The organism is Geodermatophilus sp. SYSU D00965, from assembly GCF_054050075.1.
In genome coordinates this window covers 232,981-254,784 of record NZ_JBJGYQ010000004.1, presented here as the reverse complement: position 1 = coordinate 254,784, position 21,804 = coordinate 232,981, and the positions used below count along the sequence as shown (strand labels likewise).

Here is a 21,804-nt window from a genome sequence, read left to right as displayed (position 1 = left end):
TTCGACTTGCATGTGTTAAGCACGCCGCCAGCGTTCGTCCTGAGCCAGGATCAAACTCTCCGTAGATGAATTTGCATCCGGGCGAGAACCAAGAGTTGGCACTCTCGACATCCATCAACCCAAAGAAACCCACAAAGGGGTTGTTACTTGGCACTGACTTTCGGCACGCTGTTGAGTTCTCAAGGAGCGGACGCGCAGCGACTCGACCCTTCCGGGCTTCGTCCCTGGCGGCTTGTCCCACGTTACGCCGTGCACGGCTCGCTGTCACACCCGGGGGTCTGACCGGCGGCTCCCGGGTCTCGGACCCGGTCTCGCTCGGCGCAGAAAGAAAGTTACGCGGCGCCGAGGGCCGCGTCAAACCGGGGTGGCGCTCCGGAGGCCCGTGGAGTCCCCCGGAGGACACCGGCGACGGTAAAAGTGCAGGTCAGCGGCTCGGGCCCGGTCGCGGACTGCGAGGCAGGTCACTCTCCGTGACGCCACATCAGTCCCACGACCGCCCGCCGAGGGGCGCTCAGAGCCCCAGGAAGCCCTCGATCCCGACGGTGAGACCGGGGCGCCGGCGGACCTCCCGGACGGCGAGGAGCACCCCGGGCATGAAGGAGGCCCGGTCGTAGGAGTCGTGGCGCAGGGTCAGGGTCTCCCCCGCCGCGCCCATGAGCACCTCCTGGTGCGCGACCAGACCGGTCAGGCGCACGGCGTGGACGGGAACGCCCTCGACGTCGGCGCCTCGGGCCCCGGGGAGGGAGTCGGTGGTGGCGTCCGGCGCCGGGGGCAGGCCCGCCGCGCGACGGGCGGCGGCGACCAGGCGCGCGGTGCGGACGGCGGTGCCCGAGGGAGCGTCGACCTTGTTCGGGTGGTGCAGCTCGACGACCTCCACCGACGGGAAGAAGCGCGCGGCCTCCTGAGCGAAGCGCATGAGCAGCACGGCACCGATGCCGAAGTTCGGTGCGATGACCACGCCGAGGCCGGGCTTGGGCTCCAGCCACTCGGCGACGGTTGCCAGCCGGGCCTCGTCGAAGCCGGTCGTGCCCACGACGCAGTGGATGTTGTTGTCGATGCAGAACCGGATGTTGTCCATGACGACGTCCGGGCGGGTGAAGTCGACCGCGACCTGGGCGCCGGTGTTGGCCAGGTCGAACAGCCAGTCGCCGGAGTCGACCATGGCGACCAGCTCGAGGTCCTCGGCGGCGTTGACCGCCTTGACCACCTCGGTGCCCATGCGGCCGCGGGCGCCCAGGACGCCGACGGCCAGGCGTGGGGCCTCCCCCTCCGGAGCGGGCGAGATCTGCTGGTCAGCGGCGGGGTCGATCGTGGTCACCGGGTCAGGTTTCCCGGCGCCGTCCCCGGACGCAAGGCAGCCCCGGGTCAGGCGCCGGAGCGCCGTTGCACGCGCGCCCAGAGGAGCACACCGGCCAGCACACCGACCGCGTCGGCCAGCCAGTCGGCGACCGACGCCGACCGGTCCAGCGGGGTGAGGCCCTGGACGACCTCGCTGACCGCCGCGTAGACCAGCAGCAGGGCCGTGAGCGCGCCGGCCCGCACGCCGGCCCACCGTCCGGTCAGCGCGAGGACGGCGAACAGGACCAGGTGCACCAGCTTGTCGACCCCCGGCGGCGCCAGCGGCACGTCGTCCCCGGGGGCGAAGAGCACGGCCAGCGACACCAGGACGGTGATCGCGAAGGCACCACGGGACAGCGCGCCGTGGACGGCGAGCGCGGGGTGCGGAGAACGCATCAGAGCCGGTCGAGGTCTGCCGGTCGGTACGGGCCGACCACCGCCAGGCAGGTGTCCCGGGACAGCAGCTCCGCGGCCACGTCCCGCACCTGGGCCTCGTCGACGGCGTCCAGCCGGGCGAGCACCTCCCGCACCGGCAGGTACTCCCCGTAGGACAGCTCGCTCTTGCCGAGCCGGCTCATCCGGGAGCCGGTGTCCTCGAGACCGAGGACCAGCCCGCCCTTGAGCTGTCCGCGGCCGCGGGCGACCTCCTCGGCCGTGAGCCCCTCCGCCGCGACCCGGGCGAGCTCCTCGCGGACCAGGCGCAGCACCTCGGGCACCCGCTTGGGTGAGCAACCGGCGTAGACCGAGAACGACCCCGTCCCCGCGTAGTGCGTCAGCGACGAGCCGACGCTGTAGACCAGCCCCCGCTTCTCGCGGATCTCCTGGAACAGCCGTGAGCTCATCCCGCCGCCGACGGCGGTCTCCATGACCGCGGCCGCGTAGCGCCGCTCGTCGAGCCGGCCGAGGCCCACCGAGCCCAGCAGCAGGTGGGTCTGCTCGGTCTTCCGCCGGATCAGGCCGGTCGGGCGCGCCGGCTGCGTGCCGGCGCCCTCGTCCCCGCGCCGCAGGGGGGCCGGCCGGTCGGCCCCGGCGAGCCGGGACCCGAAGGCGGTGGTCACCAGGTCCAGCACCTGCTGGTGGTCGACCCGGCCGGCGGCGGCGACCACGATCGAGGGGACGGCGTAGCGCCGCCGGTACCACCCGTCGACGTCGTCCCGGGTGAGGGCCTCGATCGACTCGACCGTGCCCAGCACCGAGCGGCCCAAGGCGGTGGCCCCGAACAGCGTCTCGGCGAACAGGTCGTGCACCGCGTCGGAGGGCTCGTCGTCGCGCATGGCGATCTCCTCGAGCACCACCGTGCGCTCGGACTCCAGGTCTGCCGCCGTGTTGAGCGCGTCGGTCACCAGGTCGCCGAGCAGCGTGACCGCCAACGGCAGGTCGCTGGCGAGCACGTTCGCGTAGTAGCAGGTGTGCTCCTTGGCGGTGAACGCGTTCATCTCACCGCCGACAGCGTCCATCGCCGTCGCGATCTCCAGCGCGCTGCGGCTGGCCGTGCCCTTGAAGAGCAGGTGCTCGAGGAAGTGCGAGGCGCCGGCGACGTCGTCGGTCTCGTCCCGCGAGCCGACACCCACCCAGATGCCGACCGTGGCCGACAGCACCCCGGGCATCACCTCGGTGAGGACCCGCAGGCCGCCCGGCAGCTCGGTGCGCTCCACCCGGCCGCCGAACTCGTCGACGTCGAGGACGACGGTCTGCCCCGCACCGGCCGGGGCCGGGACGGGCGTCTGTGCGCCCGTCCCGGCCCCGGTCCCGGCCTGCTCGGTGCTCGTCGTCACGCCTCCGCGGGCGTCACGGCCTCGGCGACGTCCGCGGGCGCGGTGTCGCCGGAGCCCTCGCCCTCGGCGGCGACCGGCACCAGGCTGATCTTGCCGCGGGCGTCGATGTCGGTGATCTCGACCTGCAGCTTGTCGCCGACGTTCACGACGTCCTCGACCTTGCCGATCCGCTTGCCGCCACCGAGCTTGCTGATGTGGACCAGGCCGTCCTTGCCCGGCAGCAGGGAGACGAAGGCGCCGAAGGGCGTGGTCTTGACGACCGTGCCGAGGAAGCGCTCGCCGACCTTGGGCATCTGCGGGTTGGCGATGGCGTTGATGCGGTCCACCGCGGCCTGGGCGGACGGGCCGTCGGAGGCGCCGACGTAGATCGTGCCGTCGTCCTCGATGGTGATGTCGGCGCCGGTCTCGTCCTGGATCGCGTTGATCATCTGCCCCTTCGGGCCGATGACCGCACCGATCTTGTCGACCGGGATGCGCACCGTGGTCACGCGCGGGGCGTACGGGCTCATCTCGTCGGGGCCGTCGATGGCCTCGTTCATCACGTCGAGGATGTGCAGCCGGGCCGCGCGGGCCTGGGTCAGGGCCTGGGCCAGCACGTCGGACGGGATGCCGTCGAGCTTGGTGTCCAGCTGCAGCGCGGTGACGAAGTCCCGGGTGCCGGCGACCTTGAAGTCCATGTCACCGAAGGCGTCCTCGGCACCGAGGATGTCGGTCAGGGCCACGTACTCGGTCTTGCCGTCGACCTCGTCGGAGACCAGGCCCATCGCGATGCCGGCGACCGGGGCGCGCAGCGGCACACCGGCGTTGAGCAGCGCCAGGGTGGACGCGCAGACCGAGCCCATGGACGTCGAGCCGTTGGAGCCCAGCGCCTCGGACACCTGCCGGATCGCGTAGGGGAACTCCTCGCGGTCAGGCAGCACGGGCAGGAGCGCCCGCTCGGCGAGCGCGCCGTGGCCGATCTCCCGGCGCTTGGGCGAGCCCACGCGACCGGTCTCACCGGTCGAGTACGGCGGGAAGTTGTAGTTGTGCATGTAGCGCTTGCGCGTCTCGGGCGAGAGCGTGTCCAGCTGCTGCTCCATGCGGAGCATGTTCAGCGTGGTGATGCCCAGGATCTGGGTCTCGCCGCGCTCGAACAGCGCCGAGCCGTGCACGCGCGGGACGACCTCGACCTCGGCCGACAGCGGCCGGATGTCGGTGACGCCGCGCCCGTCGATGCGGACCTTGTCGCGCAGGATGCGCTGGCGGACGACCTTCTTGGTCACCGCGCGGAAGGCGGCGGAGATCTCCTTCTCGCGGCCCTCGAACTGGCCGGCGAGCGAGGTGACCGTCTCGTCCTTGAGCGCGTCGGTGGCGTCGTTGCGCTCCGTCTTGCCGGGGATCGCCTGGACCTCGGTGAGCCGGCTCAGCGCGGCGGACTCCACCGCGGCGTAGACGTCGTCCTGGTAGTCCAGGAACCGCGGGAACTCCGCGACCGGCTTGGCGGCCTTCTCGGCCAGCGCGCTCTGCGCCTCGCACAGCGCCTTGATGAACGGCTTGGCCGCCTCGAGCCCCTGGGCGACGACCTCCTCGGTCGGGGCCGTGGCGCCGCCGGCGACCAGCTGGATGGTCTTCTCGGTGGCCTCGGCCTCGACCATCATGATCGCGACGTCGCCGTCCGGGAGCACCCGGCCGGCCACGACCATGTCGAAGACGGCGTCCTCGAGCTGCGCGTGGGTCGGGAAGGCGACCCACTGGCCGTTGATGAGGGCCACGCGGGTGCCGCCGACCGGGCCGGAGAACGGCAGGCCCGACAGCTGGGTCGAGGCCGAGGCGCCGTTGATCGCCAGCACGTCGTAGAGGTGGTCGGGGTCCAGCGACAGGACCGTGATGACGACCTGGACCTCGTTGCGCAGGCCCTTGGCGAAGGTCGGGCGCAACGGGCGGTCGATCAGCCGGCAGGTGAGGATGGCGTCCTCGGACGGACGCCCCTCGCGGCGGAAGAACGAGCCGGGGATGCGCCCGGCGGCGTACATGCGCTCCTCGACGTCGACCGTCAGCGGGAAGAAGTCGAAGTGCTCCTTGGGCTGGCGGCTGGCCGTGGTGGCCGACAGCAGCATCGTGTCGCCCATGCTGACGACGACCGAGCCGGCGGCCTGCTTGGCCAGCCGGCCGGTCTCGAAGGTGATGCTGCGGGTGCCGTAGGTCCCGTTGTCGATGACCGCGGTGGCGGTGGTGACCCCGTCCTCGGGGTCGAACTCTGCAGCGGTGCTGCTGTTCTGGTTGGTGGGTGCGGACACTGCGTCCTCTTCCTACGTCGCATGCGGCGACGTCCTCTTGTGGCGTCCTGCGCCGAACTGCGCCCGGGTGACCGGTCTTCGATCGAAGCCCACGGGAGACGTTCCCCTCCGGGAGGAGGGCCATGCCCGGGGGCCACTACCGAGGACCGACCATCGCCAGTGGCCGGCGCAGGAGGCCGGGTTCTCGAGGGGCGGATGCCCCACGAGAGAGGGGACCGTCCCGGTGGGACGGTCCCCTCTGGGGTCAGCGGCGCAGACCGAGGCGCTCGATGAGCGAGCGGTAGCGGTTGATGTCGGTCTTCGCCAGGTAGTTCAGCAGCCGGCGACGACGGCCGACCAGCAGGAGCAGGCCCCGCCGGCTGTGGTGGTCGTGCTTGTGCTGCTTGAGGTGCTCGGTCAGGTCGCTGATCCGGCGGGTCAGCATCGCGACCTGCACCTCGGGCGAGCCCGTGTCCTTCTCGACCGTCGCGTACTCGGTCATGATCTGCTGCTTCGTCGCGCTGTCGAGCGCCATGGACGGCCTCCTGGGCAGGTCACGTGTGGCCCCCGGTCTGGGTCACGGGGGCAGCGAACACACACGTCGGAGCTACCGACGTCGGATCCAGGCTACCAGCGAGGAATCCTCGGTGACCGTGGGTGCACTGGACGGCCGCTGGCCGCGGTGCGGTCCCTGGGAGCGGTGGCCGTGAGGAGCGGGGCCCGAAGGGTCCCCGACCAGGGGCCGGGTGGGCTCGGCCCATCTGGGGGACGGCCGCTGGCCGCGGTGCGGTCCCTGGGAGCGGGGGGCCGGAGGCTCCCCCGAGCAGGGACGGGAATCTGGGGCTCAGCAGACCTGGGGGACGGCCGCTGGCCGCGGTGCGGTCCCTGGGAGCGGGGGGCCGGAGGCTCCCCCGAGCAGGGACGGGAATCTGGGGCTCAGCAGACCTGGGGGACGGCCGCTGGCCGCGATGCGGTCCGGAGGACCGCGATGTCAGAGCCCCAGGACCTCGCGGGTGCGGGCGACGTCGCGGTCCATGGCCGCGATCAGCTCGCCGACGTCGGCGAACGCCATCATCGGGCGGAGCCGCTGGACGAACTCCACGCCGACGTGCTCGCCGTAGAGGTCGCCCTCGAAGTCGAGCAGGTAGGCCTCGACGGTGCGGCGGGTGCCCTGGAAGGTCGGGTTGGTACCCACCGAGATGGCCGCCGGCGAGCTGCTCAGGGTCGCGCCGCTGCGGGGGTCCCGGATCACCAGCGACCCGGCGTACACCCCGTCGGCGGGGATGGCGGTGTAGGGCGGGGACTCCACGTTCGCCGTCGGGTAGCCCAGGTCCCGGCCGCGCCGGTCGCCCCGGACGACGACCCCCTCGACGCGGTGCGGGCGCCCCAGCGCGCGGGCCGCCGAGACCATGTCCCCGGCCGCGACGCAGGCGCGGATGTAGGTCGAGGAGATGGTGATCTCCTCGCTGCCCGCGTCGGCGCCGGCGCCGGGCGACATCGTGACGTTGGCCAGCGGCACGCCCTCCACCGTGAAGCCGAACCGCCGTCCCTCCTGGGCGAGGGTCGTGATCGTGCCCGCCGCCCGGTGGCCGTAGGTGAAGTTCTCCCCCACGACCACCGAGGCGACGTGCAGGTGCTCGACGAGCACCGTGTGCGTGAACGACTCCGGCGACAGCCGCATGAACTCCGGGGTGAACGGCAGCACGCACATGGCGTCCACGCCGAGGCCGGCCACCAGCTCGGCCCTGCGGTCCATCGACGTGAGGATCGCCGGGTGCGAGCCGGGACGCACGACCTCCGACGGGTGGGGGTCGAAGGTGACCAGCAGGCACGGCCGGCCCATGACCCGGGCGCGCGAGACCGCGGTGCCGATCAGCAGCTGGTGCCCGCGGTGGACGCCGTCGTACATCCCGATGGTGACCACCGTGCGACCGAGGTCACCCGGGGTGGCCTCCAGCCCCCGCCACCGGAGCACGGGTCAGGCGACCCGGTGCAGCCAGCCGTGGGTGTCGGGCACCCGGCCGTGCTGGACGTCGAGCAGGTGCTCGCGCAGCTTCATCGTCACCGGGCCGGGCTTGCCGTCGCCGACGGTGAAGTCACCGGTGCGGGCCTTCACCTCACCGACCGGCGTGATGACGGCCGCGGTGCCGCAGGCGAAGGTCTCGGTGACCGTGCCGTCGGCGACCCCGGAGCGCCACTCGTCGACGCTGAACCGGCGCTCGCTGACGCGGTGCCCCATCTCCCGGGCGACGGTGATCAGCGAGTCGCGGGTGATGCCGGGCAGCAGCGTGCCGGTCAGCTCCGGGGTGACGAGCTCGGCGTCGTCCCCCTCACCGAGGACGAAGAACAGGTTCATCCCGCCCATCTCCTCGACGTATCGCTTCTCCACCGCGTCGAGCCACACGACCTGGTCGCAGCCGGCATCGATCGCCTGCTCCTGCGCCAGCAGGCTGGCGGCGTAGTTGCCGGCGCACTTGACGTCGCCGGTGCCGCCGGGAGCGGCGCGGATGTAGTCCTCGGAGAGGTAGACCGACACGGGGTGGACCCCGCGCGGGAAGTAGGCGCCGGCCGGGCTGGCGATCACCAGGAACATGTACTCGTGCGCCGGCCGCACACCCAGGAACGGCTCGGTCGCCAGCTGGTACGGGCGCAGGTAGAGCGTCTGGTCCGGCCCGGTGGGCACCCAGTCGCGGTCGGCGTCGACGAGCGCGTCGACGGCGGCGAGGAAGGCCTCCTCCGGCACCGGCGGCATGGCCAGCCGCTTGGCGCCCCGGACGAACCGGGCGGCGTTGGCCTCGGGGCGGAACGTGGCGACGCTGCCGTCGGGCTGGGCGTAGGCCTTGAGCCCCTCGAAGATCGACTGGGCGTAGTGCAGCGCGGCCGTGGCCGGGTCCATCTGCAGGGGCGCGTAGGCGGTGAGCCGGGCGTCGTACCAGCCCTGCCCCGCACGCCAGCGGGCGACGAACATCGAGTCGGTGAAGTACCGGCCGAAGCCGGGCTCGGCCAGGAGCTCCGCGCGCTCGGCCGCCGGGCGCCGCCGCACGTCCTCCACGACCACCGGCACGCCGTCGGTGAACATGCGGGAGGAGGTACGGCTGTCGGCGAGCGTGTCGGTCATGGCTCCCACCTTGCGGCGTGCAGGGACACAGAGGGGCCCGGCGGCCGCCGGACCCGCCCGCTCACCCTAGCCCCGCGCCACGGGGGGCCGACGACGACGTCCCCGGCCCCGCCGCGCTCAGGCCTGGCCCGCCTTGGGTCCGGCCGACTCGATGACCTCGTAGCTCCACAGGTGCGAGGAGTCCGCTGCGGCCGGTGCCAGGTCCGAGCCGCCCCCGGAGTGCGCTCGGGCGAAGTCCTGACCGGACTCCCAGTCCCGGTAGGCCTCCTCGCTGCTCCACCGCGTGTAGACCAGGTACTGGTCGGTGCCCTCCTGCGGCCGCAGCAGCTCGAACCACTCGAAGCCGGGGGTGTCCTCGACGGCTCCGGCCCGGCCGCGGAAGCGCTCCTCGAAGCGCTCCTGCTTGTCCTTGGGCACGCTGATCGCGTTGATCTTCACGACGCTCATGCGCTCCCCCTTCCCGGCGCGGCGGACGGTCAATCCCCCATGCTGGCCGCGTGGACCAGCACCGCACCGCCGACCTGGGCTTCGCCCGGCTCGACCTCGACCGCGCCGCCCGGACCGGGACCCCCGAGGTCGTCTACGCCGCCGGCAAGACACCGCAGCAGACGGTGGCCTGCCTGGCGGCCCTGCTCGACGGGGGCGCGGCCATGGCGTGGGCGACCCGGGTGGACGACGCCACCGCCCGCGCCGTGCGGGACCGGTGGCCCGACGCCGCCGTCGATCCCGAGGCGCGGACCGCCGTCGTCGGGGAGCTGCCGCCCCCGGTCGGGCAGGTCCTCGTGCTCACCGCCGGCACGTCGGACGGGCCGGTGGCCGCCGAGGTGGCCGCGACCCTGGCCGCGTGCGGGGTGGGTTGCCGCCGCGTCGACGACGTCGGCGTGGCCGGCGTGCACCGGGTGCTGGCCGTGGCCCCGGACGTCGCCGCGGCCGACGCGGTGGTCGTCGTCGCCGGCATGGACGGCGCGCTGCCCAGCGTCGTCGCGGGGCTGACCGACCGGCTGGTGGTGGCGGTGCCGACGTCGGTGGGCTATGGCGCGGCCTTCGAGGGGCTGGCCGCCCTGCTGACCATGCTCACCGCCTGCGCGCCGGGCGTGCTGGTGGTCAACATCGACAACGGCTTCGGCGCCGGGGTGGCCGCCGCGCGGATCGTCCGGTCGGCTCAGCGGTAGCGGACAGGGTCGGGCAGCAGCTCGTTCATCGATCCGGACCGGAACCCGCGGGGGTCGACCTCCACCCGGTGGAACCCGGTCACCGCGGCGAGCACGTCCGGTCGGGCGGTGAGCGAGGGGACGGCGTCGGCGTCGACCTCCACCCGCGCCACGTCCTCCCCCAGGTCGCGGACCCGCAGGTCGCGCACGGCGAGCCCGGCGGCGGCCAGCGCGGCCCGCAGTGCCGTCTCGGCCGACTCCACGCGGGCCAGCCCCTCGGCCGACACCGGCACGCCGTAGGCGATCCGGCTGGCCAGGCACGCCGCCGCGGGCTTGTCGGCCAGGGACAGCCCCCAGCGCCGGGCCGCCGCGCGGACGTCGTCCTTGGTCAGGCCGGCCCGGGCCAGCGGCGCCCAGGCGCCCCGCTCGGCCGCCGCCCGGATGCCGGGGCGGAAGCCCGCCCGCAGGTCGTCGGCGTTGGTGCCGGTGACCACGTCGGCCACGCCCAGCCGGGCGGCCAGCGGCACGAGGACGTCGACCAGCTCGGTCTTGCAGAAGGCGCAGCGGTCCCCGCCGTTGGCGCGGTAGCCCTCCCGCGCCAGCTCGTCGGTGCGGGGCAGCTCGTGCCGCACGCCGAGGGAGGCCGCGAACGCGACCGCCCCCTCCCGCTCGGCGGCGGGCAGGCTCGGCGAGACGGCGGTCGCGGCGACCACCCGCGCCGGCCCGAGCGCCCGCACGGCGGCGGCCAGCAGCGTCCCGGAGTCGACACCGCCGGAGAAGGCCACGACGACGCCGGGCAACGGCCGGAGCAGCGCGTCGAGGGCCGCGAGCCGCTCGTCGAGCTGCGGGTGCGGTGGGATGGCTCCGGCCATGGGGCCGAGGCTGCCACAGAGGGGGTGCGATGACCGCGCTGGCACTGCTCGCGGCGGTCGCGGCGATGCTGGCCAACAGCGCGGCGTCCCTGCTGGAGGCCGCGGGCACGCACCGCGCGCGGACCGGCGCCCCCGTGTGGCGCCAGCCGCGCTACCTGGCCGGGCTGGCCCTCGACGGCCTGGGCTGGCTGCTGTCGGTCGTGGCGCTGCGGGTGCTGCCGGTCTTCGCCGTGCAGTCGGTGCTCGCCGGGACGGTCGCGGTGACCCCCGTGGCCGCCCGCGGCGGGGACCCGCGCCGGCTGGGGCGGCGGGAACGGGCCGCGGTGGTCGCCGTGGTCACCGGCCTGGTGCTCGTCGCCGCGAGCGCGGCGCCCGGGCGGGTCGACCGTCTCCCGGCCGCGGCCGTGCCGGTGCTGCTCGGGACGACCGCGGCCCTGCTGGCGGCGCTGCCGGTGGTGCTGCGCGGGAACCGGCCGGTGCTGATGACGGTGCTCGCGGGGATCGCGTTCGGCGCGGTCGCCCTCTGCGTGCGGGCGCTGCACGTCGCCTCGTCGGTGTGGAGCTCGGTGCGGGACCTGCTCGCCGAGCCGCTGGCCTACGCCGTCCTCGTGCTGGGCGCCACGGGCACGGTGCTCCTCGCGCGGGCGATGCGGCAGGGCCGGGTGGACACGGTCGTCGGCGTCCTCGCCGTCACGGAGGTGGTCGCGCCCGGGCTGGTCGGCCTGGTGCTGCTGGGCGACCGGGTCAGGCCGGGCTGGGCCCTCGTGCTGGCCGGAGGGTGGGCGCTCACCCTCGCCGGGGTGGTCCTGCTCGTGAGGTCGCCGACGCGGGCCCCGGGCTGACGGCGCCTCAGCCCGGCGGAAAGCCCACGGCGACGCGGGCGGTGGGGCCGGCGTCCTCGACCAGGGCGACCAGCCGGCCCTCGCCGTCCACCGCGGCGTGCAGGCCGGGGGTGCCGGTGGCGGCGATCCGCTGCCCGAAGGTCAGCGCCCGGGCCTCCTCGGCGGTCAGCGGCCGCTCCGGGAAGGCGGCGCGGGCGGCCTCGGTCAGGAGCAGCACGCCCGGGCCGCCGCCCGCGACCAGCGCGGCGGCGGCGTCCTCCACAGCGGCCGCACGGGCGACGTCGAAGGGTCCCGACGCGGTGCGGCGCAGCGCGGTGAGGTGGCCTCCGACGCCCAGGGCGGCCCCCGCGTCGCGGGCGATCGCGCGGATGTAGGTGCCGGCGGTGCAGACGACCGTCACGTCGGCGTCGACGAGGTCGGGGGTGGGCCGGGCGACCCGGTGGACGTCGAGCCGGTGCACGGTGACCGCCCGCGGCTCGAGCACCACCTCCTCGCCGGCGCGCACCCGGTCGTAGGAGCGGCGCCCGGCGACCTTGACCGCGCTCACCGAGGAGGGCACCTGCTGCAGCGGCCCGGTCTGCGCGGCCAGGGCGGCGCGGACCGCGGCGTCGTCCAGGTGCGCCGCCGACGTCGTGGTGAGCACGTCGCCCTCGCGGTCGTCGGTGACGGTGGACTGTCCGAGGCGGATCGTCGCCTCGTAGGTCTTGTCGTGCCCGCCGACGTGGCCGAGCAGCCGGGTGGCCGACCCGACGCCCAGCACGAGCAGCCCGGTCGCCATCGGGTCGAGGGTCCCGGCGTGCCCCACCCGGCGGACCGACAGCGCCCGGCGGGCACGGGCGACGACGTCGTGGGAGGTCATCCCGGCGGGCTTGTCGACCAGCAGCAGGCCGGGTGCGACGTCGGCGTCCTTGCGTCTGCTCACGCCGTCACCGTCTCAGGCGCCTCCAGCCAGCGGTTCCCCGCCACCCGCACCAGGACCGCGACCAGGCGCAGGGCGATGAACAGGGTGAGGCCGGTCCACACGCCGGCCAGCCCCCAGCCCAGCGGGACGGCGAGCAGCGACAGCGGGATGAAGCCGACGAGGGCCGACCCGATGGTGACCGTGCGCAGGTAGCCCACGTCGCCGGCGCCCATGAGCACGCCGTCGAGGGCGAAGACGACGCCGGCCAGCGGCTGCATGCCGGCCAGGAACAGCCAGGCGACGGTGGCCTGCCCGACCACCGCGGGGTCGTCGGTGAACAGCGGCAGCACGACCGGTCGCACGGCGACGAGGAGCACCCCCACGACGACGCCGGTGCCCAGGCCCCAGAGCGTCACGCGGCGGGCGGTGGCGCGGGCGTCGTCGGGGCGACCGGCGCCGAGGGCCTGGCCGACGAGGGTCTGGGCGGCGATGGCGTAGGCGTCGAGCACCAGGGCGAGGAAGAGGAACAGCTGCAGGGCGATCTGGTGTGCGGCCAGCTCCGCGGTGCCGGCTCGGGCGACGACGCCGGTGGCGGTGAGGAAGGCGAGCTGCAGGACGGCGGCGCGCAGCAGCAGGTCGCGGCCGATCACCATCTGCGCGCGGATGGCGCGCGGGCGGGGCCGCCAGGGCACTCCCTCGCGCAGCAGCGCCCGGACGAACAGCGCCGCCGACAGCGCCTGTCCGGCCACGTTGGCGATCGCCGACCCGGCCAGCCCGAGGCCGACCGAGTGCACCAGCAGCGGGCAGAGGACCAGGCTGAGCAGGCTCCCGGCGAGGACGTAGTGCATCGGCCGGCGCAGCTCCTGCACGCCGCGCAGCCAGCCGTTGCCCGCGAGCGAGACCAGCAGCAGCGGCGCGCCGAGGGAGGCGATCCGCAGCCAGGTCTCCCCCGCGTCGGCGACCGGTCCGGCGCCCCCGGCCAGGGCGCGGGTCAGCGGGCCGGCCAGCAGCTGGAACAGCGCCAGCACCGCCAGGCCGAGGGCCAGCGCCAGCCAGGTCGCCTGCACGCCCTCCCCGACCGCGCCGGTGCGGTCCCCCGCGCCGGCCCGCCGGGCGGCGCGGGCGGTGGTGCCGTAGGCGAGGAAGTTCAGCAGCGCGGCGGCCCAGGCCAGCAGCCCCCCGCCGACGGCGAGCCCGCCCAGCGCCACCGTGCCGAGGTTGCCCACGACCGCGGTGTCGACGAGCAGGTACAGCGGCTCCGCGGCCAGCACGACCAGCGCCGGCGCCGCCAGGGCGAGGACACCGGGAGCCTTCGACCGGTCCGCGGCGATCATGGCGTCGGGACCACGTCCGCGGAGGCACACGCGGTCACGGCGCCATGATCACGGGTCACGTCGCCTGGAGCAGGGTCCGGATGCGGGCGATCGTCGTCTCGCGGTCCTCGTAGGAGGTGAGGCCGGCCGCGGCGCGGTGGCCGCCACCGCCGAGCGCCATCGCCACGCGGGCGACGTCGGTGGCGCCCCGGGAGCGCAGCGACACCGACCACGAGCCGTCGTCCTGCCCCTTGAGCACGCAGGCCACGTCGGCCTCCGCGGTGGAGCGGACGACGTCGACCAGCGCCTCCAGCTGCTCCCCCGGCAGGCCGTGCTCGGCGGCCTCGGCGGTGCTCGACCAGGTCCACACCAGGCCGGCGCCGACCTCCGGCTCGAGCACCGCGCGGCCGGTGACCACCGAGAGCAGGCCGAGCCAGCCGAACGGCGCGGTGTCGAACAGCCGCTGGCTGATCAGCGCGTGGTCGATGCCGGTCGCCAGCAGCCGGGCGGCGAGGTCGTGGGTGTCGGGACGGGTGTTGCCGAACCGGAAGGACCCGGTGTCGGCGGCCAGCCCCGCGTACAGGCAGGTGGCCAGGCGCTCGTCGAGCGCCACCCCCAGCCCGTCGAGCAGGTCGGCGACCAGGGCGACGGTCGCCGGCGCGCCGGGGTCGATCACCCGGACGTCCCCGAAGCCCGGGTTGCTCGCGTGGTGGTCGACCACCACGGAGGTCGTCGCCCGCTCGAGCAGTGGGGCCAGCTCGCCCAGCCGGCCCGGGGAGGCGGCGTCCAGGCTGACGAACACGTCCGGCGAGCCGGGGACGGCGTCGGAGGGCACCAGGCCCTCGGCGCCGGGCAGCCAGGCCAGGGACGCCGGCAGGACGAACGGGGCCGGGAAGGTGGCCAGCACCCGGGCCCCGCGGCGGCGCAGCGCGTCGGCGAGGGCCAGCGTGCTGCCGAGCGCGTCGGCGTCGGGCTGCACGTGGCCGGAGATCACCACGGTGGCCCGGGCGTCGGCGGCCTCGGCCAGGACGGCGGCCGCGGGGCCGGTCAGGTCGGTGCCCTTCGGGAAGGTGACCGTCATGCGTCCGGGCCGGGGTCGGCCACCGGCGGGGCGTTCTCCTCCTCGGAGACGTCGCCACCACCCACCGGGAACTGGGTCCCGTCGTCCGGCTCGTCGCTGGCGATGCTCGGCGCGTCGCCGATCTCGCCGGTCTTGCCGCCCTGGGTGGGGTCGCCGGCGTCCGGCTCGGGACGGCCGCCCAGCACGGAGCGGCCCTGGCCCTCGTCGGGCAGGTGCGGGTCGGGGTCGTTCTCACTCACAGCGAGCTCCTCGTCCGGGTCGGGGCCTCGGCGACCTCATCGGCAGTCCCGGGCTCGGCCGTGTCCTCGTCCTCGTCGTCCTCGGTGGGACGGCGGTACGGGTCGGCCTCCCCGGCGTAGGTGGCGCCCTCCCGGATCCGGGCGAGCTCGGCGTCGGCGTGCCGGACCCGCTCCAGCGCCGCGTCCAGCTCGCGGGCGGTGTCCGGGACGTGGTCGGCGACGAAGGTCAGCGTGGGCACGAACTTGATGCCGGTCTGCTTGCCGACCGTGGAGCGCAGCACGCCGGTAGCCGAGGCCAGCGCCTTCGCGGAGTCCTCGACCTGGGTGGCGTCGCCGAAGACCGTGTAGAACACCGTCGCCTCGCGCAGGTCGCTGGTCACCCGGGCGTCGGTGACGGTGACCATGCCCAGCCGGGGGTCCTTGATCTGCGTCTCGATCGCTGCGGAGACGATCTGTCGGATGCGCACCGCGAGCTTGCGGGCGCGGGCCGGATCGGCCATCGGACCTCCTGGTGCAGGGCGCCCCGCCGAAACGGGACGCGGATCGGACACGGCGCGGATGGCCTCCCTCCAGGGGCCCACCGCGAGCCTGCGAGTGGTGGGGAGGAGGGAGGCCCTCTCTCAGTCCGTGTCGGAGAACAGCTGCCGGTGCGTCGACAGCAGCGTCACCTCCGGTCGCTCGGCCAGCAACCGCTCGCAGGCGTCGAGCACGTCGGTCACCTGGGCGGCGTCGGCTGCGACCGTGGCCACGCCCACCTGCACGCGGCGGTGCAGGTCCTGGTCGCCGACCTCGGCCGCGGCCACGGCGAACCGGCGCCGCAGCTCGGCCACGATCGGCCGGACGACGGCGCGCTTGCCCTTGAGCGAGTGGACGTCGCCCAGCAGCAGGTCGGCGGTCAGCGCGCCGGTGAACACTCGAAGGACCCTCCTGCCCCTCAGGCTCGCCCGCTCGCGCCGGGCCCCTGCAGGAGGGTCGAGTGCCCTCCTGCAGGGGCCATCACCGGCCCGCGTTACGCGCGCGGCTTCTCGCGCATCTCGAAGGTCTCGACGACGTCCTCGACCTTGATGTCGTTGAACGACCCGAGACCGATACCGCACTCGTAGCCCTCGCGGACCTCGGTCACGTCGTCCTTGAAGCGGCGGAGCGACTCGACGGTGAGGTTGTCGGCGATGACCACGCCGTCGCGGACCAGCCGGGCCTTGGAGTTCCGGTTGATCGTGCCGCTGCGGACGATCGAGCCCGCGACGTTGCCGATCTTCGGCACCCGGAAGACCTCGCGGACCTCCGCCGTGCCGAGCTGGACCTCCTCGTACTCCGGCTTGAGCATGCCCTTGAGGGCCGCCTCGATCTCCTCGATCGCCTGGTAGATGACCGAGTAGTACCGGACGTCGATGCCCTCGCGGTTGGCGAGCTCGGTGGCCTGACCCTCGGCCCGGACGTTGAAGCCCAGGACGATGACGTCGTCGGCCAGCGCCAGGTCGATGTCGCTCTTGGTGATCGAGCCGACGCCGCGGTGGATGACCCGCAGCGAGACGTCGTCGCTCACCTCGATCTTCATCAGCGCTTCCTCGAGAGCCTCGACGGTGCCCGAGTTGTCGCCCTTGATGATGAGGTTGAGCTGGCGGTTCTCCTTGAGCGCCGCGTCGAGGTCCTCCAGGCTGATCCGCTTGCGCATCTGCGCGTTCTGCGCGTTGCGGATGCGGGCCTGGCGGCGGTCGGCGATCTGCCGGGCCACCCGGTCCTCCTCGACGACGAGGAAGGTGTCACCCGCGCGCGGCACCGACGTGAGCCCGACGACCTGCACCGGACGGGCCGGCAGGGCCTCCTTGAGCTTGTTGCCGTACTCGTCCAGCAGCGACCGGACGCGCCCGTAGGCGTCGCCGGCCACGATCGAGTCGCCGGTCTTGAGGGTGCCGCGCTGGACCAGGACGGTCGCGACCGGGCCGCGGCCCTTGTCCAGCTTGCCCTCGATGACCACGCCCTGCGGGTCCATCTGCGTGTTGGCGCGCAGGTCCAGCGAGGCGTCGGCGGTCAGCAGGATCGCCGCGAGCAGGTCGTCGAGCCCCTGGCGGGTGGTCGCGGAGACGTCGACGAACATCGTGTCGCCGCCGTACTCCTCGGCCACCAGCCCGTACTCGGTGAGCTGCTGGCGGATCTTGGCGGGGTTGGCCCCCTCCTTGTCGATCTTGTTGACCGCGACCACGATCGGCACGTCGGCGGCCTGGGCGTGGTTGAGCGCCTCGACCGTCTGCGGCATGACGCCGTCGTCGGCCGCGACGACCAGGACGACGATGTCGGTCACCTTCGCGCCACGGGCACGCATCGCGGTGAACGACTCGTGACCCGGGGTGTCGATGAAGGTGATCGGCCGCTCCTCGCCCTCCAGCTCGCTGACGATCTGGTAGGCGCCGATGTGCTGGGTGATGCCGCCGGCCTCCCGCGCCACCACGTTGGTGTTGCGGATGGCGTCCAGCAGCTTCGTCTTGCCGTGGTCGACGTGACCCATGACGGTCACCACCGGCGGACGGGCCTCCCAGTCCTCCTCGTCACCCTCGTCGCCGAAGGTGAGGTCGAAGGTCTCGAGGAGCTCGCGGTCCTCGTCCTCGGGGCTGACCACCTGGATGTTCCAGCCGATCTCGGCGCCGAGCAGCTGCAGCGTCTCGTCGTTGACCGACTGGGTCGCGGTGACCATCTCGCCCAGGTGGAACAGGGCGGTGACCAGCGCGGCCGGCTGGGCGCCGATCTTCTCGGCGAGGTCGGTCAGCGAGGCACCGCGCGGGAGACGGACGACCTGCCCGTTGCCCCGCGGCAGGCTGACGCCGCCCATGCTGGGCGCCGCCATCTGGTCGAACTCCTGGCGCCGCTGCTTCTTGCTCTTGCGACCGCGGACGGGGCCACGCCCGCCGGGACGGCCGAAGGCACCCGCGGTGCCGGCACCGGAGCCACCACGGCCGCGGCCACGGCCACCGCCGCCACCACCGGGACGGAAACCGCCGCCGGCGGGCGCGCCGCCGCCGCCACCACCGCCGCCACCGGGACGGAAACCGCCGCCCCCGCCACCGGGACCGCCGCCGGGACGACCACGGCCGCCGGCGCCGCCGGGACCGGGACGGCCGGCACCGGCCGGCCGCGGCGGCATCATGCCGGGGCTCGGACGTTGCGGCATCATGCCCGGGTTCGGGCGCGGGCCACCGGGGCCCGCAGCCGGACGGGGACCGCCGGGACCGGCGGCCGGACGCGGACCGCCGGCACCGGGACCCGGACGGGGACCGCCGGGACCGGCCGCCGGACGCGGACCACCGGCACCGGGACCCGGACGGGGACCGCCGGCACCGGGCCGGGGACCCGCACCGGGGCGCGGCGCACCACCGGAGGGCGCCGGGCGCGGCGCGCTGCTGAACGGGTTGTTGCCCGGCCGCGGGGCCGGACGGGGACCGGGCCGCGGGCCGCCGGGCCGCGGCGCACCCGGAGCCGCCCCACCGGCGGCAGCCGGACGGGGCGCAGCGGGGCCGGGCCGCGGACCACTGGGGGCCGCGGGCGGCTGCTGGGTCGGCGCGGAGGCGGCCGGAGCCGCCGGCGCGGCCGGAGCCTCGGGCGCGGCGGGGGCCGGCGCGGTCGGCCGCGGGCCGGGCACCGAGGCGCCCGGACGGGCGGCCGTCGGACGCGGGCCGGGGGTGGGACCACCCGGGGCACGCGTCCCCGGCGCCTGCGGTGCGGGCGCGGGGGCCGGCCGGGCCGGGGCGGCGGGGGCCTGCGCGGCCGGAGCCACCGGGGCCGGGGCGGCGGGAGCCGCGGGCGCCGGGGCGGCGGGAGCGCTGGGACGAGCGGCCGGAGCCGCCGAGGCGCCGCCGTTGCCGGCGGCACCGAGGGCCTCACGGAGCCGCCGGGCCACGGGGGCCTCGACGGTGGAGGACGCGGACTTCACGAACTCGCCCTGCTCCTTGAGCTTCGCGAGCACGGTCTTGCTGTCGACACCGAACTCCTTGGCGAGTTCGTGTACGCGGGCTTTGCCTGGCACGGATCTCCTCTTGGTGAGGCCGGCGGCTGGCCCGCTCGACCTCGTCGTCAGTACTGCATGGTCATCGTGGGGACTTCACGGCTTGCTCATCCGACGACGTCCTGACTCGACTGCGGACCGGCCGGTTGCCGGTCCGTCTGTGTTGTTGCGGTTGTCGTTCGTTCTCCCGCCCGCCGCGGCTCCGCTCCCGGCGGCGCCGCGGACGGCGGACCGAGGACGTGGACCCGGAGCGGACCGGCCTCCACCGGGCTGCTGCAGCGCAGTGCCCGGACGAAGGCCCGGCGTCGTTCCGCTGCGCGCAGGCACTCCGGTGTGGGGTGCAGTGACGCTCCCCGCCCGGGGAGCCTCCGACGCGGATCGGGGACGAGGGCCCCGCCCGCGACGACGACGCGCAACAGGTCGGTGACCGGAGCGCGCTTCCGGCAGCCCACACAGGTGCGCACCGGGATCGACGTTTCGGCCACCCTGCACTCTAGCGCGCGGCGGGCCCCGGGTGTTCCGCACTCCGGGAGTTGCCCACCCGTCCGGGACGTGATCCGCCTCCCGCCCCACCGGGACGCCCGCCGGGCCGCCCGGCCGGGGCACCCGAGCGCAGCGGTGCCCGGCCCTCCCCGGGCGAGGGCGCGGCGTCGTCGTCGGGCTGCGCGTCGCTGCGGATGTCGATCCGGCAGCCGGTCAGCCGGGCGGCCAGGCGGGCGTTCTGCCCCTCCTTGCCGATGGCCAGCGACAGCTGGAAGTCGGGCACCACGACGCGGACGGCCTTCGCGTGCGGGTCGACGACGCGGGCGCTGTTCACCCGGGCCGGGCTCAGCGCGGAGGCGACGAACGTCGCGGGGTCGTCGGACCAGTCGACGATGTCGATCTTCTCGCCGTGCAGCTCGCTCATCACGTTGCGCACCCGCTGGCCCATGGGGCCGATGCAGGCGCCCTTGGCGTTGAGCCCGGGCACCTTGGTGCGGACGGCGATCTTGGAGCGGTGCCCGGCCTCACGGGCCACGGCGACGATCTCGACGCTGCCGTCGGCGATCTCGGGGACCTCCAGGGCGAACAGCTTGCGGACCAGGTTGGGGTGGGTGCGCGAGACGGTGACCTGGGGGCCGCGGAAGGTGCGGGCCACCGACACCACGTAGGCCTTGACGCGGCTGCCGTGCGGATAGCTCTCGCCGGGCACCTGCTCGGCGGGCGGCAGGACCGCCTCCACCTTGCCGATGTCGATGAGCACCGTGCCCTGCACGTTGCGGCGGTCGTGCGCCTGCACGATGCCGCTGACGATGTCGCCCTCCTTGCCGGCGTACTCGCCGAAGGTCTGCTCGTGCTCGGCGTCGCGCAGCCGCTGCACGATGACCTGCTTGGCAGTGCTGGCCGCGATCCGGCCGAAGTCGCTGGGGGTGTCGTCCCACTCCCGGACGACCTCGCCGTCGGGCCCGAGCTCCTGGGCCAGCACCGCGACCTCGCCGCTCTTGCGGTCCACGTGCACGCGCACGTGCTTGGCCGCGCCGTCGGCGTGCCGGTAGGCCGTCACCAGCGCCGTCTCGATCGCCTCGATGACGGTGTCGGCCGGGATGCCCTTCTCCCGCTCGACCGCCTTCAGGGCGGTCACGTCGATGTTCACTGTCCTCCTCCGTCGTCGTCGTCCGCGGGATCCGGCTGCGCGTCCGTCTCGGCCTGCGGGTCGGGCCGGCCGAACTCCACCTGCACCCGCCCGGTACCCAGCTCCCGCCACGGCACGTGCCGCTGGGTCGGCGGCCGCTTCTTCGCCCCCGGCTTGCCCTTCGCCTCGACCGCGAGGGAGACGCCGTCGCCGTCGACCGCGAGGACGCGGGCGGTGACCTGCTCGACGGCCCCCTGCGGGCCGACGCCCACCGCGACCAGCCGGCCGGTGTTGCGCCGCCAGTGCCGCTCCTCGGTGAGCGGCCGGTCGACCCCGGGGCTGGTCACCTCCAGCACGTAGGGCGCGCTGCCGAACTCGCCGTCGTGCTGGTCGAGGGCCTCCGAGATGCCCCGGCTCACCTCGGCGATGTCGTCGAGGGTGATCCCCTCGTCGCGGTCGACCACGACGCGGACGACGCTGCGCCGTCCGGCGGGGGTGACCACCAGCTCCTCCAGGTCGTACCCGGCGGCGTCGACGACCGGCCCGATCAGCCCGGCCAGCCGTGTGGCGACGGGGGTGGTGCGGGAAGCGGCGGACACGGGCTCCCTCCCTCTCCTGGCTCGGTCGGCGCACCGGCGCGGCAGACCCGCCTCCCGGTGGGGTGCTCGCGCGGGCGGCGGCGGGCACGCCGTCGAAGCCCGGTACCGGGCGAAGGGCCAGGTTACCGCCCGGCGGCAGACCCCGAGACCCGGCGCCGGGCCAGACCCGCCCACCGGTGCTGCCGCGGCCGCCTCCCCCGCCCTGAGAGGATGGAGCCGATGTCCCCGTCGCCTCCCCCCGCCCCCCTGGGCCTCTCCCGGCGCGCCTTCCTGGTGGGCTCGGCGGGCCTGGCGCTGGCCGTCGCGGGGTGCACCGGCGGGTCGGACGACCCTGCGGTGGACCGCCGGCAGGCCGACCGGCTCGCCGCGCAGGTCGCCGTCCAGGAAGCGGTCGTCGCCGCCTACGCCGCGGCCGGCGCCGCGGACACGGCGCTCGCCGGCGAGATCGGCGAGCTCGCCGCGCAAGCCGGCCGGCAGCTGGTCCGGCTGCGCGCCGCGGCGCCGTCGTCGACGTCCTCGGCCGCCGCCTCCTCCTCCCCCGCCGGCGCCACGCCGCCGCCGGGCGCCGACGTCCGGGGCTGGTTGCGCGAGCAGGTGGCCGCCGCGGCCGGCTCGCACGCCGACGCGAGCGCCGACCAGAGCGGCGCGCCGGCGGCGCTGCTGGGCTCGATCGCCGCCGGGCTGCGGGGCCACGAGGCGGCCCTGGCGTGA

Annotated in this window: 22 protein-coding genes, 1 rRNA gene and 1 pseudogene; 3 read left to right on the top strand and 21 right to left on the bottom strand. The window is 74.9% G+C overall.

Annotated features, from left to right (window positions below):
* The 9 genes from ACI789_RS05840 to ACI789_RS05800 form a co-directional block, all read right to left on the bottom strand.
* Window positions 1-66 (bottom strand): 16S ribosomal RNA (locus ACI789_RS05840); the annotation flags it as partial.
* A 445-nt stretch (window positions 67-511) separates the two neighbouring features.
* A complete protein-coding gene (gene dapB, locus ACI789_RS05835) occupies window positions 512-1,318 on the bottom strand; it encodes a 4-hydroxy-tetrahydrodipicolinate reductase (protein WP_457007131.1) in 807 nt (268 codons plus the stop codon).
* Window positions 1,319-1,365: 47 nt separating this feature from the next.
* Entirely contained in the window at window positions 1,366-1,734 is a 369-nt protein-coding gene (locus tag ACI789_RS05830; RefSeq protein ID WP_457007130.1) for a VanZ family protein, read from the bottom strand.
* A complete protein-coding gene (locus ACI789_RS05825) occupies window positions 1,734-3,113 on the bottom strand; it encodes a M16 family metallopeptidase (protein WP_457007129.1) in 1,380 nt (459 codons plus the stop codon). The genes ACI789_RS05830 and ACI789_RS05825 overlap by 1 nt, the downstream gene beginning before the upstream one ends.
* Window positions 3,110-5,389 (bottom strand): polyribonucleotide nucleotidyltransferase, encoded by a 2,280-nt coding sequence (locus tag ACI789_RS05820; protein ID WP_457007128.1) that lies wholly within the window; start codon window positions 5,387-5,389, stop codon window positions 3,110-3,112. The genes ACI789_RS05825 and ACI789_RS05820 overlap by 4 nt, the downstream gene beginning before the upstream one ends.
* 244 nt (window positions 5,390-5,633) lie before the next feature.
* The gene (gene rpsO, locus ACI789_RS05815; protein WP_072920360.1) at window positions 5,634-5,903 is read right to left on the bottom strand and encodes a 30S ribosomal protein S15; all 270 of its coding nucleotides are present in this window, start codon (window positions 5,901-5,903) and stop codon (window positions 5,634-5,636) included.
* Window positions 5,904-6,359: 456 nt separating this feature from the next.
* A complete protein-coding gene (locus ACI789_RS05810; protein ID WP_457007127.1) occupies window positions 6,360-7,343 on the bottom strand; it encodes a bifunctional riboflavin kinase/FAD synthetase in 984 nt (327 codons plus the stop codon).
* 3 nt (window positions 7,344-7,346) lie between these two features.
* Complete coding sequence (locus tag ACI789_RS05805; protein WP_457007126.1) at window positions 7,347-8,486, bottom strand: branched-chain amino acid aminotransferase; 1,140 nt, start codon at window positions 8,484-8,486, stop codon at window positions 7,347-7,349.
* A 117-nt stretch (window positions 8,487-8,603) separates the two neighbouring features.
* Complete coding sequence (locus ACI789_RS05800) at window positions 8,604-8,933, bottom strand: antibiotic biosynthesis monooxygenase family protein (protein WP_457007125.1); 330 nt, start codon at window positions 8,931-8,933, stop codon at window positions 8,604-8,606.
* A 50-nt stretch (window positions 8,934-8,983) separates the two neighbouring features.
* Here ACI789_RS05800 and larB point away from each other — a divergent pair, with 50 nt between their 5' ends.
* The gene (gene larB / locus ACI789_RS05795) at window positions 8,984-9,658 is read left to right on the top strand and encodes a nickel pincer cofactor biosynthesis protein LarB (RefSeq protein WP_457007124.1); all 675 of its coding nucleotides are present in this window, start codon (window positions 8,984-8,986) and stop codon (window positions 9,656-9,658) included.
* On the opposite strand, the gene larE is transcribed toward larB, so the two are convergent.
* The gene (larE, locus tag ACI789_RS05790; protein WP_457007123.1) at window positions 9,649-10,509 is read right to left on the bottom strand and encodes an ATP-dependent sacrificial sulfur transferase LarE; all 861 of its coding nucleotides are present in this window, start codon (window positions 10,507-10,509) and stop codon (window positions 9,649-9,651) included. The two genes, larB and larE, sit on opposite strands and share 10 nt — an antisense overlap.
* A gap of 29 nt (window positions 10,510-10,538) precedes the next feature.
* On the opposite strand from larE, the gene ACI789_RS05785 reads away from it, so the two are divergent.
* The gene (locus ACI789_RS05785; protein ID WP_457007122.1) at window positions 10,539-11,351 is read left to right on the top strand and encodes a hypothetical protein; all 813 of its coding nucleotides are present in this window, start codon (window positions 10,539-10,541) and stop codon (window positions 11,349-11,351) included.
* Window positions 11,352-11,358: 7 nt separating this feature from the next.
* Here the strand turns inward: ACI789_RS05785 and truB are convergent, their stop codons facing one another.
* The 11 genes and pseudogenes from truB to rimP form a co-directional block, all read right to left on the bottom strand.
* On the bottom strand, window positions 11,359-12,273 hold the full coding sequence (truB, locus tag ACI789_RS05780; RefSeq protein WP_457007121.1) for a tRNA pseudouridine(55) synthase TruB: 915 nt from the start codon (window positions 12,271-12,273) through the stop codon (window positions 11,359-11,361).
* Window positions 12,270-13,586 carry an MATE family efflux transporter gene (locus tag ACI789_RS05775; RefSeq protein ID WP_457007120.1) on the bottom strand — a complete coding sequence of 439 codons (1,317 nt, stop codon included), beginning with the start codon at window positions 13,584-13,586 and terminating at the stop codon, window positions 12,270-12,272. The genes truB and ACI789_RS05775 overlap by 4 nt, the downstream gene beginning before the upstream one ends.
* Before the next feature lie 55 nt (window positions 13,587-13,641).
* A complete protein-coding gene (locus tag ACI789_RS05770; RefSeq protein WP_457007119.1) occupies window positions 13,642-14,646 on the bottom strand; it encodes a DHH family phosphoesterase in 1,005 nt (334 codons plus the stop codon).
* Window positions 14,643-14,885, bottom strand: a complete 243-nt coding sequence (locus ACI789_RS05765; protein WP_457007118.1) for a hypothetical protein — start codon at window positions 14,883-14,885, stop codon at window positions 14,643-14,645. Before ACI789_RS05765 ends, ACI789_RS05770 begins: the two co-directional genes overlap by 4 nt.
* Window positions 14,882-15,385 carry a 30S ribosome-binding factor RbfA gene (rbfA, locus tag ACI789_RS05760; protein WP_457007117.1) on the bottom strand — a complete coding sequence of 168 codons (504 nt, stop codon included), beginning with the start codon at window positions 15,383-15,385 and terminating at the stop codon, window positions 14,882-14,884. The genes ACI789_RS05765 and rbfA overlap by 4 nt, the downstream gene beginning before the upstream one ends.
* 120 nt (window positions 15,386-15,505) lie before the next feature.
* Window positions 15,506-15,799, bottom strand: a complete 294-nt coding sequence (locus tag ACI789_RS05755; RefSeq protein WP_457007116.1) for a DUF503 domain-containing protein — start codon at window positions 15,797-15,799, stop codon at window positions 15,506-15,508.
* A 95-nt stretch (window positions 15,800-15,894) separates the two neighbouring features.
* Window positions 15,895-17,727: a translation initiation factor IF-2 gene (gene infB, locus ACI789_RS05750; protein ID WP_456920863.1), complete on the bottom strand. Its 1,833-nt coding sequence runs from the start codon at window positions 17,725-17,727 to the stop codon at window positions 15,895-15,897.
* A 1,032-nt stretch (window positions 17,728-18,759) separates the two neighbouring features.
* Window positions 18,760-18,903: pseudogene (locus tag ACI789_RS05745) on the bottom strand (translation initiation factor IF-2 N-terminal domain-containing protein); the annotation flags it as partial.
* Between the two features lie 86 nt (window positions 18,904-18,989).
* A complete protein-coding gene (locus ACI789_RS05740) occupies window positions 18,990-19,334 on the bottom strand; it encodes a YlxR family protein (protein ID WP_456920862.1) in 345 nt (114 codons plus the stop codon).
* Between the two features lie 41 nt (window positions 19,335-19,375).
* A complete protein-coding gene (gene nusA, locus ACI789_RS05735) occupies window positions 19,376-20,515 on the bottom strand; it encodes a transcription termination factor NusA (protein ID WP_457007115.1) in 1,140 nt (379 codons plus the stop codon).
* A complete protein-coding gene (gene rimP / locus ACI789_RS05730) occupies window positions 20,512-21,093 on the bottom strand; it encodes a ribosome maturation factor RimP (protein ID WP_457007114.1) in 582 nt (193 codons plus the stop codon). The genes nusA and rimP overlap by 4 nt, the downstream gene beginning before the upstream one ends.
* A gap of 219 nt (window positions 21,094-21,312) precedes the next feature.
* Between rimP and ACI789_RS05725 the strand changes: the two genes are divergently transcribed.
* A complete protein-coding gene (locus ACI789_RS05725; RefSeq protein ID WP_457007113.1) occupies window positions 21,313-21,804 on the top strand; it encodes a hypothetical protein in 492 nt (163 codons plus the stop codon).